Source organism: Streptomyces atroolivaceus, from assembly GCF_000717025.1.
Taxonomy (GTDB): domain Bacteria; phylum Actinomycetota; class Actinomycetes; order Streptomycetales; family Streptomycetaceae; genus Streptomyces; species Streptomyces atroolivaceus.
Genome location: NZ_JNXG01000013.1, coordinates 54,743 through 68,827 on the forward strand (window position 1 = coordinate 54,743; position 14,085 = coordinate 68,827).

General features: G+C 71.2%; 12 protein-coding genes. 7 read left to right on the forward strand and 5 right to left on the reverse strand.

Annotated features, from left to right (window positions below):
* The first annotated feature begins 196 nt into the window (after positions 1–196).
* From tkt to pgl, 5 genes are read left to right on the forward strand one after another with little or no spacing between them, the layout of a single operon-like run.
* On the forward strand, positions 197–2,284 hold the full coding sequence (gene tkt / locus OO67_RS23100) for a transketolase (RefSeq protein ID WP_033303103.1): 2,088 nt from the start codon (positions 197–199) through the stop codon (positions 2,282–2,284).
* A 34-nt stretch (positions 2,285–2,318) separates the two neighbouring features.
* The gene (gene tal / locus OO67_RS23105) at positions 2,319–3,437 is read left to right on the forward strand and encodes a transaldolase (protein ID WP_033303104.1); all 1,119 of its coding nucleotides are present in this window, start codon (positions 2,319–2,321) and stop codon (positions 3,435–3,437) included.
* 4 nt (positions 3,438–3,441) lie between these two features.
* Positions 3,442–4,974: a glucose-6-phosphate dehydrogenase gene (gene zwf / locus OO67_RS23110; protein WP_033303105.1), complete on the forward strand. Its 1,533-nt coding sequence runs from the start codon at positions 3,442–3,444 to the stop codon at positions 4,972–4,974.
* Complete coding sequence (gene opcA / locus OO67_RS23115) at positions 4,971–6,002, forward strand: glucose-6-phosphate dehydrogenase assembly protein OpcA (protein ID WP_033303106.1); 1,032 nt, start codon at positions 4,971–4,973, stop codon at positions 6,000–6,002. The genes zwf and opcA overlap by 4 nt, the downstream gene beginning before the upstream one ends.
* On the forward strand, positions 5,999–6,781 hold the full coding sequence (pgl, locus tag OO67_RS23120; protein ID WP_033303107.1) for a 6-phosphogluconolactonase: 783 nt from the start codon (positions 5,999–6,001) through the stop codon (positions 6,779–6,781). Before opcA ends, pgl begins: the two co-directional genes overlap by 4 nt.
* Positions 6,782–6,993: 212 nt before the next feature.
* On the opposite strand, the gene OO67_RS23125 is transcribed toward pgl, so the two are convergent.
* Positions 6,994–8,091 carry a GlxA family transcriptional regulator gene (locus OO67_RS23125; RefSeq protein ID WP_078598193.1) on the reverse strand — a complete coding sequence of 366 codons (1,098 nt, stop codon included), beginning with the start codon at positions 8,089–8,091 and terminating at the stop codon, positions 6,994–6,996.
* A gap of 126 nt (positions 8,092–8,217) precedes the next feature.
* On the opposite strand from OO67_RS23125, the gene OO67_RS23130 reads away from it, so the two are divergent.
* Together OO67_RS23130 and OO67_RS23135 are read left to right on the forward strand one after the other, a co-directional pair.
* A complete protein-coding gene (locus tag OO67_RS23130; protein WP_033303108.1) occupies positions 8,218–9,102 on the forward strand; it encodes an NAD(P)-dependent oxidoreductase in 885 nt (294 codons plus the stop codon).
* Positions 9,099–9,710 (forward strand): DinB family protein, encoded by a 612-nt coding sequence (locus OO67_RS23135; RefSeq protein WP_033303110.1) that lies wholly within the window; start codon positions 9,099–9,101, stop codon positions 9,708–9,710. The genes OO67_RS23130 and OO67_RS23135 overlap by 4 nt, the downstream gene beginning before the upstream one ends.
* A 155-nt stretch (positions 9,711–9,865) precedes the next feature.
* Here the strand turns inward: OO67_RS23135 and OO67_RS23140 are convergent, their stop codons facing one another.
* From OO67_RS23140 to OO67_RS23155, 4 genes are all read right to left on the reverse strand, one after another.
* Complete coding sequence (locus OO67_RS23140) at positions 9,866–11,383, reverse strand: PH domain-containing protein (protein WP_033303112.1); 1,518 nt, start codon at positions 11,381–11,383, stop codon at positions 9,866–9,868.
* Positions 11,380–11,883, reverse strand: a complete 504-nt coding sequence (locus tag OO67_RS23145; RefSeq protein WP_033303114.1) for a PH domain-containing protein — start codon at positions 11,881–11,883, stop codon at positions 11,380–11,382. Before OO67_RS23145 ends, OO67_RS23140 begins: the two co-directional genes overlap by 4 nt.
* Before the next feature lie 3 nt (positions 11,884–11,886).
* Positions 11,887–13,539: a glucose-6-phosphate isomerase gene (pgi, locus tag OO67_RS23150; RefSeq protein ID WP_033303116.1), complete on the reverse strand. Its 1,653-nt coding sequence runs from the start codon at positions 13,537–13,539 to the stop codon at positions 11,887–11,889.
* 155 nt (positions 13,540–13,694) lie between these two features.
* On the reverse strand, positions 13,695–14,030 hold the full coding sequence (locus OO67_RS23155; protein WP_078598194.1) for an RNA polymerase-binding protein RbpA: 336 nt from the start codon (positions 14,028–14,030) through the stop codon (positions 13,695–13,697).
* Positions 14,031–14,085: the final 55 nt, after the last annotated feature.

Consider the following 14,085-nt stretch of genomic DNA (forward strand, 5'->3'; position numbering starts at 1 on the left):
GCTCTTCGCGGGGGTGGGGTCGTGTTGGGGTGGCGCAGAAGTGAACGGCGGCGCTCATACGGGAGGCGAACTCCGCAGGTCGCCCGCACTGTGGAAAGGGCAGAAGTGCGGCCTTCCGACGGGGGTAGGCTCGACAATGCCCGGTGCGGTAACCAGTCACCGGTTTACGAACAGTGGAGAGGAGCCCTGACTCAGGGTGAGCACCAAGCCGACCACCACAGACCTCCAGTGGACCGAATTGGACCAGCGGGCCGTGGACACCGTCCGCGTCCTCGCCGCGGACGCCGTACAGAAGGTCGGAAACGGCCACCCGGGTACGGCGATGAGCCTCGCTCCTGCCGCGTACACCCTCTTCCAGAAGGTGATGCGCCACGACCCGGCGGACGCGGACTGGACCGGACGCGACCGGTTCGTACTGTCCGCCGGCCACTCCAGCCTGACGCTGTACATCCAGCTCTACCTCGCCGGGTACGGCCTGGAGCTGGACGACCTCAAGGCGTTCCGCACCTGGGGCTCCAGGACGCCGGGCCACCCGGAGTACGGCCACACCACCGGGGTCGAGACGACGACCGGCCCGCTGGGCCAGGGTGTCGCCAACGCCGTGGGCATGGCGATGGCCGCCCGCTACGAGCGCGGCCTCTTCGACCCGCAGGCGGCCCCCGGCACCTCCCCCTTCGACCACACCATCTGGGTCATCGCCGGTGACGGCTGTCTCCAGGAGGGCATCTCGGCCGAGGCGTCCTCGCTGGCCGGCCACCAGAAGCTCGGCAACCTGGTGCTGCTGTGGGACGACAACCACATCTCCATCGAGGGCGACACGGAGACCGCGGTCTCCGAGGACACCCTGAAGCGCTACGAGTCCTACGGCTGGCACGTCCAGCGCGTGGACCAGCTGCCCAGCGGCGACCTGGACCCCGAGGGTCTCCACCGCGCGCTGCTGGCCGCCAAGGCCGAGACGGAGCGCCCGTCGTTCATCGCGGCCCGCTCGATCATCGCCTGGCCCGCCCCGAACGCCCAGAACACCGAGGCCTCGCACGGCTCGGCGCTCGGCGACGAGGAGATCGCGGCCACCAAGCGGGTGCTCGGCTTCGACCCGGAGAAGACCTTCGAGGTCTCCGACGAGGTCATCGCGCACACCCGCGAGGCGCTGGACCGCGGCCGCGAGGCCAAGGCCGAGTGGGAGAAGTCCTTCGCCGCGTGGCGCACCGCCAACCCGGAGCGCGCCGCCGGCTTCGACCGGATCGCCGCGGGCGAGCTGCCCGCGGGCTGGAAGGACAAGCTTCCGGTCTTCGAGGCCGGCCACGCCGTCGCCACCCGTGCGGCCTCCGGCAAGGTCCTGCAGGCGCTCGGCGGTGTCATCCCCGAGCTTTGGGGCGGCTCCGCCGACCTGGCGGGCTCGAACAACACCACGATCGACAAGACGTCGTCCTTCCTCCCGGCCGGCAACCCGCTGCCCGAGGCCGACCCGTACGGCCGGACGATCCACTTCGGCATCCGCGAGCACGCCATGGCCGCGGCCATGAACGGCATCGCGCTGCACGGCAACACCCGCATCTACGGCGGCACCTTCCTGGTGTTCTCCGACTACATGCGCAACGCCGTCCGTCTCTCCGCGCTGATGCACCTGCCGGTGACGTACGTGTGGACGCACGACTCGGTCGGTCTCGGCGAGGACGGTCCGACCCACCAGCCGGTCGAGCACCTCGCCTCGCTGCGGGCCATCCCGGGTCTGAACGTCGTCCGCCCGGCCGACGCCAACGAGACGGCCATCGCCTGGCGCGAGATCCTCGAGCGCGGCAAGAAGGACTTCGGCAAGAGCGCCCCGCACGGCCTGGCGCTGTCGCGCCAGGGGCTGCCCACCTACCCGGCGGACGAGAACGCCGCCAAGGGCGGGTACGTGCTCTTCGACGCCGAGGGCGGCGAGGCACAAGCCGTCCTGATCGCCACGGGCTCCGAGGTCCAGCTGGCCGTCGAGGCCCGCGACGAACTCCAGGCGGCCGGCGTGCCGACCCGTGTGGTCTCGATGCCGTGTGTCGAGTGGTTCGAGGAGCAGGACCAGGCGTACAAGGACAGCGTGCTGCCGCCGTCCGTCAAGGCCCGGGTCGCCGTCGAGGCGGGCATCGGCCTCACCTGGCACCGGTACGTGGGCGACGCGGGCCGGATCGTCTCGCTGGAGCACTTCGGTGCGTCCGCGGACGCCAAGGTCCTCTTCCGCGAGTTCGGCTTCACCGCCGCGCACGTGGCGGAAGCCGCCCGGGAATCTCTCGCCGCCGCTGCGCGCTGACGCGGTTACACGACAAGTAGGAGATGTAATTCTCATGACAGACGCACTCAAGCGCCTCTCCGACGAGGGTGTGGCGATCTGGCTGGACGACCTGTCCCGTAAGCGGATCACGTCCGGCAACCTGGCCGAGCTGATCGACCAGAGCCACGTCGTGGGTGTCACGACCAACCCGTCGATCTTCCAGAAGGCCATCTCCTCGGGCGACGGTTACGAGCAGCAGCTCACCGATCTCGCCGCCCGTAAGGTCACCGTCGAGGAAGCCATCCGCATGATCACGACGGCGGACGTCCGTGACGCCGCCGACATCCTGCGTCCGGTCTTCGACGCGACGGACGGCCAGGACGGCCGGGTCTCCATCGAGGTCGACCCGCGACTGGCCCACAACACCCTGGCCACGGTCGCCGAGGCCAAGCAGCTGGCCTGGCTGGTGGACCGGCCGAACACGCTCATCAAGATCCCGGCGACGAAGGCCGGCCTGCCGGCCATCACCGAGACCATCGGGCGGGGCATCAGCGTCAACGTGACCCTGATCTTCTCGCTGGAGCGCTACCGCGAGGTCATGGACGCCTACCTGGCGGGCCTGGAGAAGGCCAAGGCCGCGGGCCTGGACCTCTCCAAGATCCACTCGGTCGCCTCGTTCTTCGTGTCCCGTGTGGACACCGAGATCGACAAGCGGCTGGACGCGGTCGGCAGCGACGAGGCGAAGGCCGCGAAGGGCAAGTCCGCCCTCGCCAACGCCCGTCTCGCCTACGAGGCGTACGAGGAGGTCTTCGCGGGCGACCGCTGGGCCGCCCTCGACAAGGCGCACGCGAACAAGCAGCGTCCGCTGTGGGCCTCCACCGGCGTCAAGGACCCGTCCCTCAAGGACACCCTGTACGTCGACGACCTCGTCGCCCCGAACACGGTGAACACCATGCCGGAGGCGACGCTGGAGGCCGTGGCCGACCACGGCGACATCACCGGCAACACCGTCGCCGGGGGCTACGACCAGGCACGCGCGGACCTCGACACGATCAAGGAACTCGGAGTCAGCTACGACGAGGTCGTCCAGCTGCTCGAGGACGAGGGTGTCGACAAGTTCGAGGCCGCCTGGAACGACCTGCTCAAGTCGACCGAGGCCGAGCTCGAGCGCCTCGCTCCTTCGGAGGGCTGACCACTTGTCTGGTGTTCCCGGAGCCAACCCGCTCCGTGACGCCCAGGACCGACGGCTCCCGCGTATCGCGGGGCCGTCGGGCCTGGTGATCTTTGGCGTCACGGGCGATTTGTCCCGTAAAAAGCTGATGCCCGCCGTCTACGACCTGGCCAACCGCGGCCTGCTGCCACCGGGCTTCTCGCTCATCGGCTTCGCGCGCCGCGACTGGGAGGACGAGGACTTCGCCCAGGTCGTCCACGACGCCGTCAAGGAGCATTCCCGCACCCCGTTCCGCGAAGAGGTCTGGCAGCAGCTCAGCCAGGGCATGCGCTTCGTCCAGGGCAACTTCGACGACGACGACGCGTTCGAGACCCTCAAGGCCACGATCGAGGAGCTCGACAAGGCGCAGGGCACGGGCGGCAACTTCGCCTTCTACCTCTCCGTGCCGCCGAAGTTCTTCCCCAAGGTCGTCCAGCAGCTCAAGAAGCACGGGCTGGCCGACCAGAAGGAGGGCAGCTGGCGGCGGGCCGTCATCGAGAAGCCGTTCGGTCACGACCTGGAGAGCGCGCAAGAGCTGAACCAGCTCGTGCACGACGTCTTCCCGCCGAACGAGGTCTTCCGGATCGACCACTACCTCGGCAAGGAGACGGTCCAGAACATCCTGGCGCTCCGCTTCGCCAACACCATGTGGGAGCCGATCTGGAACAGGTCGTACGTCGACCACGTCCAGATCACGATGGCCGAGGACATCGGCATCGGCGGCCGGGCCGGTTACTACGACGGCATCGGCGCGGCCCGCGACGTCATCCAGAACCACCTGCTCCAGCTGCTGGCGCTCACGGCGATGGAGGAGCCCGGCTCCTTCCACCCCAAGGCCCTGGTCGCCGAGAAGCTGAAGGTGCTCACCGCGGTGGAGCTGCCCGAGGACCTGGGCAAGCACACGGTGCGCGGGCAGTACACGCACGCGTGGCAGGGCGGCCAGGAGGTGCCCGGCTATCTGGAGGAGGACGGTATCGACCCCAAGTCGAAGACCGACACCTTCGCCGCGATCAAGCTGACGATCAACAACCGGCGCTGGGCGGGCGTGCCGTTCTACCTCCGTACCGGCAAGCGTCTGGGCCGGCGCGTCACCGAGATCGCGGTCGTCTTCAAGCGCGCCCCGTACCTGCCCTTCGAGTCCGGTGCGACGGAGGAGCTCGGCGGCAACGCCCTGGTCATCCGGGTGCAGCCCGACGAGGGGGTCACGGTCCGGTTCGGCTCCAAGGTGCCCGGCACGTCCATGGAGGTGCGGGACGTCACGATGGACTTCGCCTACGGCGAGTCCTTCACGGAGTCCAGCCCGGAGGCGTACGAGCGGCTCATCCTCGATGTCCTGCTCGGTGACGCCAACCTCTTCCCGCGCCACCAGGAGGTCGAGCTCTCCTGGAACATCCTCGACCCGATCGAGGAGTACTGGGACAAGCACGGCAAGCCCGCCCAGTACGCGGCCGGCACCTGGGGTCCGGCCGAGGCCGACGACATGCTCGCACGCGACGGACGGAGCTGGCGCCGGCCATGAAGATCGATCTCACGGAAACCACGTCCAGCAAGATCAACCAGGCCCTCATCTCGGCCCGCCGGTCCATCGGCTCCCCCGCCGTCGGCATGGTCCTCACCCTCGTCATCGTCACGGACGAGGAGAACGCCTACGACTCCCTCAAGGCGGCGAGCGACTCCTCGCGCGAGCACCCCTCGCGGATCATCGTGGTGATCAAGAGGGTCAGCCGTTCGCCGCGTGCGCGGCGCGACGCCCGGCTCGACGCCGAGATCCGGGTCGGCTCCGACGCCGGCTCGGGTGAGACCGTCGTCCTGCGTCTGCACGGCGAGCTGGCCAACCACGCCCAGTCCGTCGTCCTGCCGCTGCTGCTGCCGGACGCCCCGGTGGTGGCGTGGTGGCCCGAGGACGCTCCCGCGGATCCGGCGAAGGACCCTCTGGGCGCACTCGCCCAGCGCCGTATCACCGACACCTACTCCGCCGAGCACCCGCTCGACGAGCTGTCGGTGCGCGCGGCGACGTACCGGCCCGGGGACACCGACCTGGCCTGGACGCGCATCACGCCGTGGCGCTCGATGCTGGCGGCGGCGCTCGACCAACAGCCCGCGCAGGTCGTCTCGGCGACGGTCGAGGGCGAGTCCGACAACCCGAGTTGCGAACTGCTGGCCATGTGGCTCGCGGACCGGCTCGGGGTGCCGGTGGAGCGCACCCACTCCGGCGGCCCCGGCCTCACGGCCGTGCGGCTGGAGACCAAGAACGGCTCGATCGTCCTGGACCGGCCGGACGGCTCGCTGGCGACACTCTGCATGGTCGGCCAGCCGGACCGCGCGGTCGCGCTGAAGCGGCGGGAGACGGCCGAGCTCCTCGCGGAGGAGCTTCGCCGTCTGGACCCGGACAACATCTACGAGGCCACGGTGAAGTTCGGCGTGGAGCGCCTCGGCGGGCCCACGGAGCCGTCCTCCGTCGGTTCGGGGCAGAAGCGGCCGGAGCCGGCGGGCTCCGCCGCGCCTGCGGCGAAGAAGACGGCGGCCAAGAAGGCGGCGTCGAAGTGAGTGCTCCGCAGCTCGTCGTGCACCGCGACAAGGAGCTGATGGCTCAGGCCGCGGCGGCCAGGCTGATCACGAAGATCGTGGACGCCCAGGCCGCCCGCGGTTCCGCCTCGGTGGTCCTCACCGGCGGGCGCAACGGCAACGGCCTGCTGGCCGCGCTCGCCGCCTCGCCCGCCCGGGACGCGATCGACTGGTCGCGGCTCGACCTGTGGTGGGGCGACGAGCGGTTCCTCCCCGAGGGGGATCCGGAGCGCAATGTCACTCAGGCCCGCGAGGCCCTGCTGGACAAGGTGGAGCTGGACCCCTCGCGGGTCCACGCGATGCCCGCGTCCGACGGGCCGTACGGCGACGACGCCGACTCCGCCGCCGCCGGTTACGCGGCGGAGCTCGCCGCCGCGGCGGGTCCGGAGGACCACGGGCCCGTGCCGACGTTCGACGTGCTGATGCTGGGCGTCGGCCCGGACACCCATGTCGCGTCGCTCTTCCCCGAGCTGCCCGCGGTGCGCGAGACCGAGCGCACCGTCGTCGGTGTGCACGGTGCCCCCAAGCCGCCGCCGACCCGCGTCTCGCTCACGCTGCCCGCCATCCGGGCCGCGCGTGAGGTGTGGCTGCTGGCCGCCGGTGAGGACAAGGCGGAGGCGGCGGAGATCGCGTTGTCCGGTGCGGGAGAGATCCAGGCACCGGCCGCGGGAGCGTACGGCCGCAGCCGCACGCTGTGGCTGCTGGACGCCGCGGCGGCCTCGAAGCTGCCGCGCGCCCTGTACCCGCCCGCCTCGGCGTAGCGAAGCACCTCGGAAGGCCCGTCACCGCTCCCAGGAGCGGGGGCGGGCCTTCGCCGTGCGGCAACGGGGAGTCCGGGCCGCTCGGCCGTCCGGGGAGGTGTTCACGCCCAGGCCGACAAGGGCACCGCAGGGGCGCCGCATGGGGCAGCGCATGGCGTCAGGACTGCCGCGGCTGCTCGGGCACCGCTGGCGTCAGACCTGTCCGCCGGGAGTCAGGCACCGGCGGACGAAGTCCGCGGCGGCCTGCGGGGAGCCGCCGGAGGCCGGCCGGAGCCCTCGCCCGGCGGCCGGCTGCCGGGCACCGACGGGAGGGACGCGGGAACCGCCCGGGGGAACGCCCTCCGGTAGCTGCCCGGCGACACCCCGATCTGTCTGAGGAAGTGATGGCGGAAGTTGTTCGCCGTGCCGAGGCCGCTCAGCTCCCCGACCTTCTCGATGGGCAGGTCCGTGGATTCCAGCAGGCTCTGTGCCCTTGCCAGGCGCTGGTTCAGGAGCCACTGGAGCGGAGTCGCCCCGGTGGCTGCCCGGAGCCGCCGGTGGAGGGTCCGCGGGCTCATCGCCGCGCGCCGTGCCAGGTCCTCGACGGTCAGGGGCTGGTCCAGGTGTGCCCGGGCCCAGTCCAGCACGGGCGCCAGGCTCCCGTCGTCGGTGGTGGGCACGGACAGGTCGACGAACTGCGCCTGGCCGCCGGGCCGGTGTGCCGGCACCACCATCCGGCGGGCCAGCTGATTCGCCACGTGTGCGCCCAGGTCACGGCGGACCAGGTGGAGGCAGAGGTCGAGTCCGGCGGTCAGTCCGGCGCTGGTGAGCACGTCGCCGTCGTCGACGTACAGCACCGAGTCGTCGACCCGCACCTTCGGGAAGCGCTCGGCCAGTTGGGCGGTGTGCATCCAGTGGGCGGTGGCGCGCCGTCCGTCGAGCAGCCCGGCCTCGGCGAGCGCGAAGGCCCCGGTGCACAGGGAGACCATGCGGGCGCCTCCCTCGTAGGCGCGTCGCAGCGCGGTGATCAGTGCCGGCGGCAGCGGTCTGCCCTCGTCGACACAGGGGTCGGGCACGGAGGGCACGATGACGGTGTCGGCGCCGACGAGGTCGTCGAGCCCGTAGGGAGTCGACAGGGACAGTCCGGCCCCGGGCGGAGAACCGTCCTGCTGTAGCTCCCCCGTGCTGCACAGCCGCAGGTCGTACCAGGGGTCCGCCAGGTCGGGCTGCGCCTTCCCGAAGACGGTGCAGGGGATGCTCAACTCGTACAGATCCCACGAGGGGACCCCGAAGCCCTCGGGCACGACCACGGCGACCGAACCAGCGTTCATGCCCGAAGGGTATGGCAGGAATTTGGTGGTTGCCGTCATCCACGTCACTGTTCCCGGCCGCGGCCTGCTGCGATCTTGGTCCTCAGTCGACCGACCGCCGCAGGCGGACGTACAGGGAGTTGTGACATGCATGCTGATCGCCCCGCGGTAACCGTCATCGGACTGGGCTCGATGGGGTCGGCGCTGGCCACCGTGTTGATGGAACGGGGGCACCCGACCACGGTCTGGAACCGCTCGGCGCACAAGGCCCGGTCGCTGGCCGACCGGGGCGCCCTCCTCGCCACGAGCCCCGAGGAGGCGATCGCGGCGAGCCCGCTGACCATCACCTGCGTACTGGATCACGAGGCGCTGCACGCCCTTCTCGACCCCGTGGCGGGCGCTCTCGCGGGCAAGGTCCTGGTCAACCTCACCTCGGGCTCCCCCGAACAGGCCCACGAGGCCGAGGCATGGGCCCGGTCGCACGCCTTCGACTACCTCGACGGAGCGATCATGACCACCCCGCCGGGGGTCGGCAGCGCTGAGACGATGTTCCTCTACAGCGGTTCCCACGCCGCCTTCGAGGCCCACCGTCCGACTCTGGCGTCCCTGGGCGACCCCCTGCACCTGGGCACCGACCCGGGCCTGGCTTCCCTCTACGACGCCGCCCTGCTCGGCCTGATGTGGTCGACCATGACCGGCTGGCTGCACGGCACCGCGCTGGTCGGCGCGGAGAAGACACGGGCCACGGACTTCACCCCTGTCGCGATCCGCTGGCTGACCGCGGTGACCGGCTTCCTGACCACCTACGCGCCCCAGGTGGACGCCGGCCGCTACCCGGGTGACGACGCGACCGTCGACGTCCAGATCGCGGCCGTCGGCCACCTCATCCACGCCGCAGCGGCCCGCGGCATCGACAACGCGCTGCCCGAACTCCTGAAGTCCGCCATGGAACGGGCCAGGGCCGCGGGCCATGGCTCCGACAGCTACGCGAGCGTGATCGAAATCCTGAGGAACCCGGCGGACCACGGATGACCCCGACACCGACAACTGTCCCCGTTGCCGCCGCGCAGTGGACGGACCTTCTGACCGCTGCCGCCGACACCTGCCTCGCCGCCCTCCTCGACGGAGCCGGCCAGGACTGGTCACGTCCGGCCCACGGCCTCGACTGGTCCTGCCGCCGGACACTCGACCATCTCGCGCTCGGTCTGACGGGCTACACCGGCCTGCTCGTCGCCCGCCCCGACGACCGCTACATCACCCTCTTCGCGTCACTCGACCCCCAGGCCGGGATCCCCGACTGCCTGGACGGCCTCCGGATCGCCACGTCACTCCTCGCCTCCACCGTCGGCGTCACGACTGCCGACGTACGTGCCTGGCATCCATGGGGCCATTCCGACGCCGGCGGCTTCGCCGCCATGGGAATCACCGAACTGGCCGTCCACACCTACGACATCACCCGCGCCCTCGGCCTGCCCTGGACCCCGCCGGACAGCCTCAGCGCCGCCGTCCTCGCCCGTCTCTTCCCCACCGCTCCGTCCGGGCACAGCCCGTCCGACACCCTGCTGTGGTGTACGGGCCGCATCCCGCTCCCCGGGCTGTCCCGGCGCACGGACTGGCAGTGGGACGGCACAGTGCGCTGACCGCCACCACCGCCGCCGTCCCCCGCCCGGCCCCGGCCCCGGCGGCCCTGACGGCTCCGGCGGCCCTGACGGCTCCGGCTGCCCTGACGGCCCTGACGGGCCTGACGGGCCTGACGGGCCTGACGGGCCTGACGGGCCTGACGGGCCTGACGGCGTCACCGTCCGGACCGGCCACGCTCCAGGAAGGGCTCCAGCAGTCCCGGGACGGCGTCGGCGGCGAAGGCGAGTCCCTCGGAGGCGTCGGTGTCGTGGGCCGTGTACGCGCCGCCTCCCGCCGCCGTCGTGGCGGTGACGCTCAGCAGCCCGGCCCGGCTCTGGAACCACGACTGCTTCACCGTCCAGCCGATCACCCCGGCCCTCTCCAGTGCCGCTGTGGAGCGCCGGACCGACCCGGAACGGGTCACGAGGTACGCGCCGCTCAGCGCGTGCCCCAGGGACCGGTAGGCGTCGAGCGCCAGCGCCACGGCGACGGGCAGGAGCACCACCGCGCAGCCGAGCGCGGTCCACAGCAGTACGGGCGTCAGCAGGACGCCCAGGAGGACCTGGATCAGTACGGGCGCCAGGGCCGCCACCAGGGCCCGGCGCAGCCGTCGCCCACGGGCGGCCCGGGGGTGTGCCGTGAGCGGAGCGCCGGTGGGGGTCGCCGGCTCCCGCAGCACTTCCGCGGCGATCGTGTCGGCCAAGGCGCGGGGAGCGGCCGGCAACAGGGTGTTGTGGTCGGCCGCCCGTTCCTCGTCCTTGGTCAGGCCGGTGGCGATCGCGTCCACCCGTGCGGCGCCCGCGAGGCGGATGCCGAGGGGTTCCACCAGGTCCACCCCGCGCAGCCGCCGTTCCTCGACGGACAGGGAGCGCGAGGTGAAGAGTCCGCGCCGCACCCGCAGGGTGCCGCCCGGTTCGCGCTCCAGGCGGTAGTTCCACCACATCTCGATCCACAGCCCGAGCGCGCCGATCACACCGGCGACCAGGGCCGCCCCGGCCAGAACGACGATCGTCCAGACCAGCGGGGTGTCCCGGAGGCGGTCGGCGATCCAGTGGATCACCTCGGCCTGCGCCCCGACCCAGTCGCTGACCTGCATCACACCACCGGCGGCAGCGCCCCCGAGCAGGGGCGTGGCGAAGGAGAGGGGTGCGTAGCGGATCCACCGGGGGTCGAGCGTGGCCAGTTGGCCGTCGCGGTGCGTCCCGGGGACGTCGGCGACGGCACGGTCGAGGAGGTCACGGCGCAGCCGCTCGCCCTCGGCCCGGGAGACGGGGTCGAGCTCCAGCGTGGAGTCGCCGCCGGTGTGTTCACCGGTGCCGATGCGGACCGAGACCAGCCCCAGGATCCGCAGCAGCGGGTGGGCGGTGAGGTCGACGCTGCGGATCCGCTCGCGCGCCAGCGAGCGGCGCTTCACCAGGAGGAGCCCTGTGTGCAGGTCCACCCGCTCGGCGCCGACGCGGTAACGGGTGCGCCGCCACCGTACGTGGTCACCGGCGGCCGCACAGCCGATCAGCAGGACCGCTCCGGCCAGCGCCCAGCCGACGGCTGTCGCGTACCCGAAGCGGCCGGACAGAGCGACCGTGACCGGCACCGCGGCTCCCACGGCGACTCCCGCCGTGACCAGCGCGGTGACCAGGACCGTACGGCGATGGAGCCGCCGCCAGTCGGCGCCGCTGTCCGCGGCCGTGCTCACGTGGCGTCCCCGGGTGTGTCCTGGGTGATACGGGTCAGCCGCTCGGCGAGCTCGGCGGCGGCCTCATGGGTGAGCCCCTCGATCTCCACGGCGCCCTTGGCCGAGGCCGTGGTGACGGTGACCGTGGCCAGCCCGAAGAGCTGTTCCAGGGGGCCCCGCACGGTGTCCACGGTCTGGATGCGGGACATCGGCGCGATCCGCCACTCCCGCAGGAAGGCCCCGGTGCTCACGTACACCGCTTCGTCGGTGACCTCCCAGCGGTGGGTGCGGAACCACCAGAGGGGGAAGAGGACGGCGCACAGCAGGCCGCCGGCCGCGAGCACCGCGGCGGGCGTCAGCAGCCAGAACCTGGCGGGAGCGATGAGCCCGCCCAGGATGCCGAGGACCGCCACCGGAGCCGCTGTCAGCAGCAGCCACTGGACCCGCCACCACCCGACCGCCCGGCGGTCCGGTGCGTTGCGCGGTGGCCTGAGCCGTATCGTCCCCTCCCCCGTGGTCATGGCTCAGCGACCGCGCAGCGAGCGATACGTCGAGACGAGCGCCGCGGTGGAGCTGTCCAGCTGTTCGCCGCCGGTGCCTTCGGTCAGGACCGGCTCGATCTTCTTGGCGAGCACCTTGCCCAGCTCGACGCCCCACTGGTCGAAGGAGTCGATGTTCCAGACGGCGCCCTGGACGAACACCTTGTGCTCGTACAGCGCGATCAGCTGGCCGAGCACCGACGGGGTGAGCCGCTCGGCGAGGATCGTGGTCGTCGGGTGGTTGCCCTGGAAGGTCTTGTGCGGCACGAGCTCCTCGGCCACACCTTCCTCACGGACCTCGTCGGGGGTCTTCCCGAAGGCGAGGGCCTGGGTCTGGGCGAAGAAGTTGGCCATCAGCAGGTCGTGCTGGGCGATCAGCCCGGGCAGCAGGTCCTGGACCGGCGACGCGAAGCCGATGAAGTCGGCCGGGATGACCTTCGTGCCCTGGTGGATCAGCTGGTAGTAGGCGTGCTGCCCGTTCGTGCCGGGGGTACCCCAGACGACCGGCCCGGTCTGCCACTCGACCGGATTCCCGTCCCGGTCGACGGACTTGCCGTTGGACTCCATGTCCAGCTGCTGCAAGTACGCGGTGAACTTGGACAGATAGTGGCTGTAGGGCAGGACCGCGTGGGACTGCGCGTCGAAGAACTGGCCGTACCAGACGCCCAGCAGGCCCAGCAGCAGCGGGGCGTTCTCCTCGGCGGGGGCGGTGCGGAAGTGCTCGTCGACGAGGTGGAATCCGTCGAGCATCTCGCGGAACCGGTCCGGGCCGATGGCGATCATCAGCGAGAGGCCGATCGCCGAGTCGTACGAGTAACGGCCACCGACCCAGTCCCAGAACTCGAACATGTTGGCCGTGTCGACACCGAAGTCCGTGACCTTGTCCGCGTTGGTCGACAGCGCCACGAAGTGCTTGGCGACGGCTTCCTGACCGGCCCTCAGCCCGGTGAGGAGCCAGTCGCGGGCGGAGGTGGCGTTGGTGATGGTCTCGATCGTCGTGAAGGTCTTGGACGCGACGATGAACAGGGTCTCGGCCGGGTCCAGGTCGTGGACGGCCTCGTGGAGGTCGGCCCCGTCGACGTTCGACACGAAGCGGACGGTGAGCGAGCGGTCCGTGAAGGAGCGCAGCACCTCGTAGGCCATGGCCGGTCCGAGGTCGGAGCCGCCGATGCCGATGTTCACGATGTTCTTGACCGGCTTGCCGGTGTGACCGGTCCACTCCCCGGCCCTGACCCGCTCGGCGAAGGACGCCATCCTGTCCAGGACGGCGTGCACGGCGGGCACCACGTTCTCGCCGTCGACCTCGATCACGGCGTCGCGCGGGGCGCGCAGCGCGGTGTGCAGGACGGCCCGGTCCTCGGTGGTGTTGATCTTCTCGCCGCGGAACATCGCGTCCCGCAGGGCGGCCACTCCCGTGGCGCCGGCGAGGTCCCGCAGCAGACGGAGCGTCTCGTCGGTGACCAGGTGCTTGGAGTAGTCGATGTGGAGGTCGCCGACCCGGAGGGTGTACGCGGCCCCGCGGTCCGGCGCATCCGCGAACAGCCGGCGCAGATGGGTGTCGCCGAACTCCTCACGGTGCTTGCCGAGAGCCGCCCACTCGGGCGTCTGGTTGAGCTTGGTTCGGCTTTGTGCGTTCATCCCGGAAATCGCCCACTTCTTCTCGTACCTGCAACCTTCCCCGCTGCCCCTCCAACCTAATTGATCTGAGGGGTGCGGCGGGGCAACGGCGGGCCACGGGGCGGCATACGGATTCCGGCCGGGCACCCAGGGGGTGACCGGCCGGTGAACAACTTCTAGATCTCGCCGCGGAGTTTCGCCAGGGCTTCGGCGAGGATGGCTTCGCCGTCCGCGTCGCTGCGCCGCTCACGCACGTACGCCAGGTGCGTCTTGTACGGCTCGGTGCGGGGCGGAGCCGGCGGGCTGTCCCGGTCCTGTCCGGCCGGGAAGCCGCAGCGCGGGCAGTCCCAGGTCTCCGGTACCTGCGCGTCATGGGCGAAGCTCGGCTGCGTCTCGTGCCCGTTCGAGCACCAGAAGGAGATGCGGAGGCGCGGCGCTGACTCGCCTCGCTCGGCCTCCCCCATCGGCCCCGCTCCGACCCGGCTTCCCCGGATCGCGTTGCCACTTGCCACGGTCGTAACTCCCTGCGTGATGGTGCTCGAAGATGCCCCAGTCTACGTAAGGCCC

Excerpts from the sequence above, each read along its gene's own strand:
- tal (WP_033303104.1), top strand. The coding sequence starts at position 2,319 with ATGACAGACGCACTCAAGCGCCTCTCCGACGAGGGTGTGGCGATCTGG.
- opcA (WP_033303106.1), top strand. The coding sequence starts at position 4,971 with ATGAAGATCGATCTCACGGAAACCACGTCCAGCAAGATCAACCAGGCC.
- OO67_RS23125 (WP_078598193.1), bottom strand. The coding sequence starts at position 8,091 with ATGAACGCTGGTTCGGTCGCCGTGGTCGTGCCCGAGGGCTTCGGGGTC.
- OO67_RS23130 (WP_033303108.1), top strand. The coding sequence starts at position 8,218 with ATGCATGCTGATCGCCCCGCGGTAACCGTCATCGGACTGGGCTCGATG.
- OO67_RS23135 (WP_033303110.1), top strand. The coding sequence starts at position 9,099 with ATGACCCCGACACCGACAACTGTCCCCGTTGCCGCCGCGCAGTGGACG.
- OO67_RS23145 (WP_033303114.1), bottom strand. The coding sequence starts at position 11,883 with ATGACCACGGGGGAGGGGACGATACGGCTCAGGCCACCGCGCAACGCA.
- pgi (WP_033303116.1), bottom strand. The coding sequence starts at position 13,539 with ATGAACGCACAAAGCCGAACCAAGCTCAACCAGACGCCCGAGTGGGCG.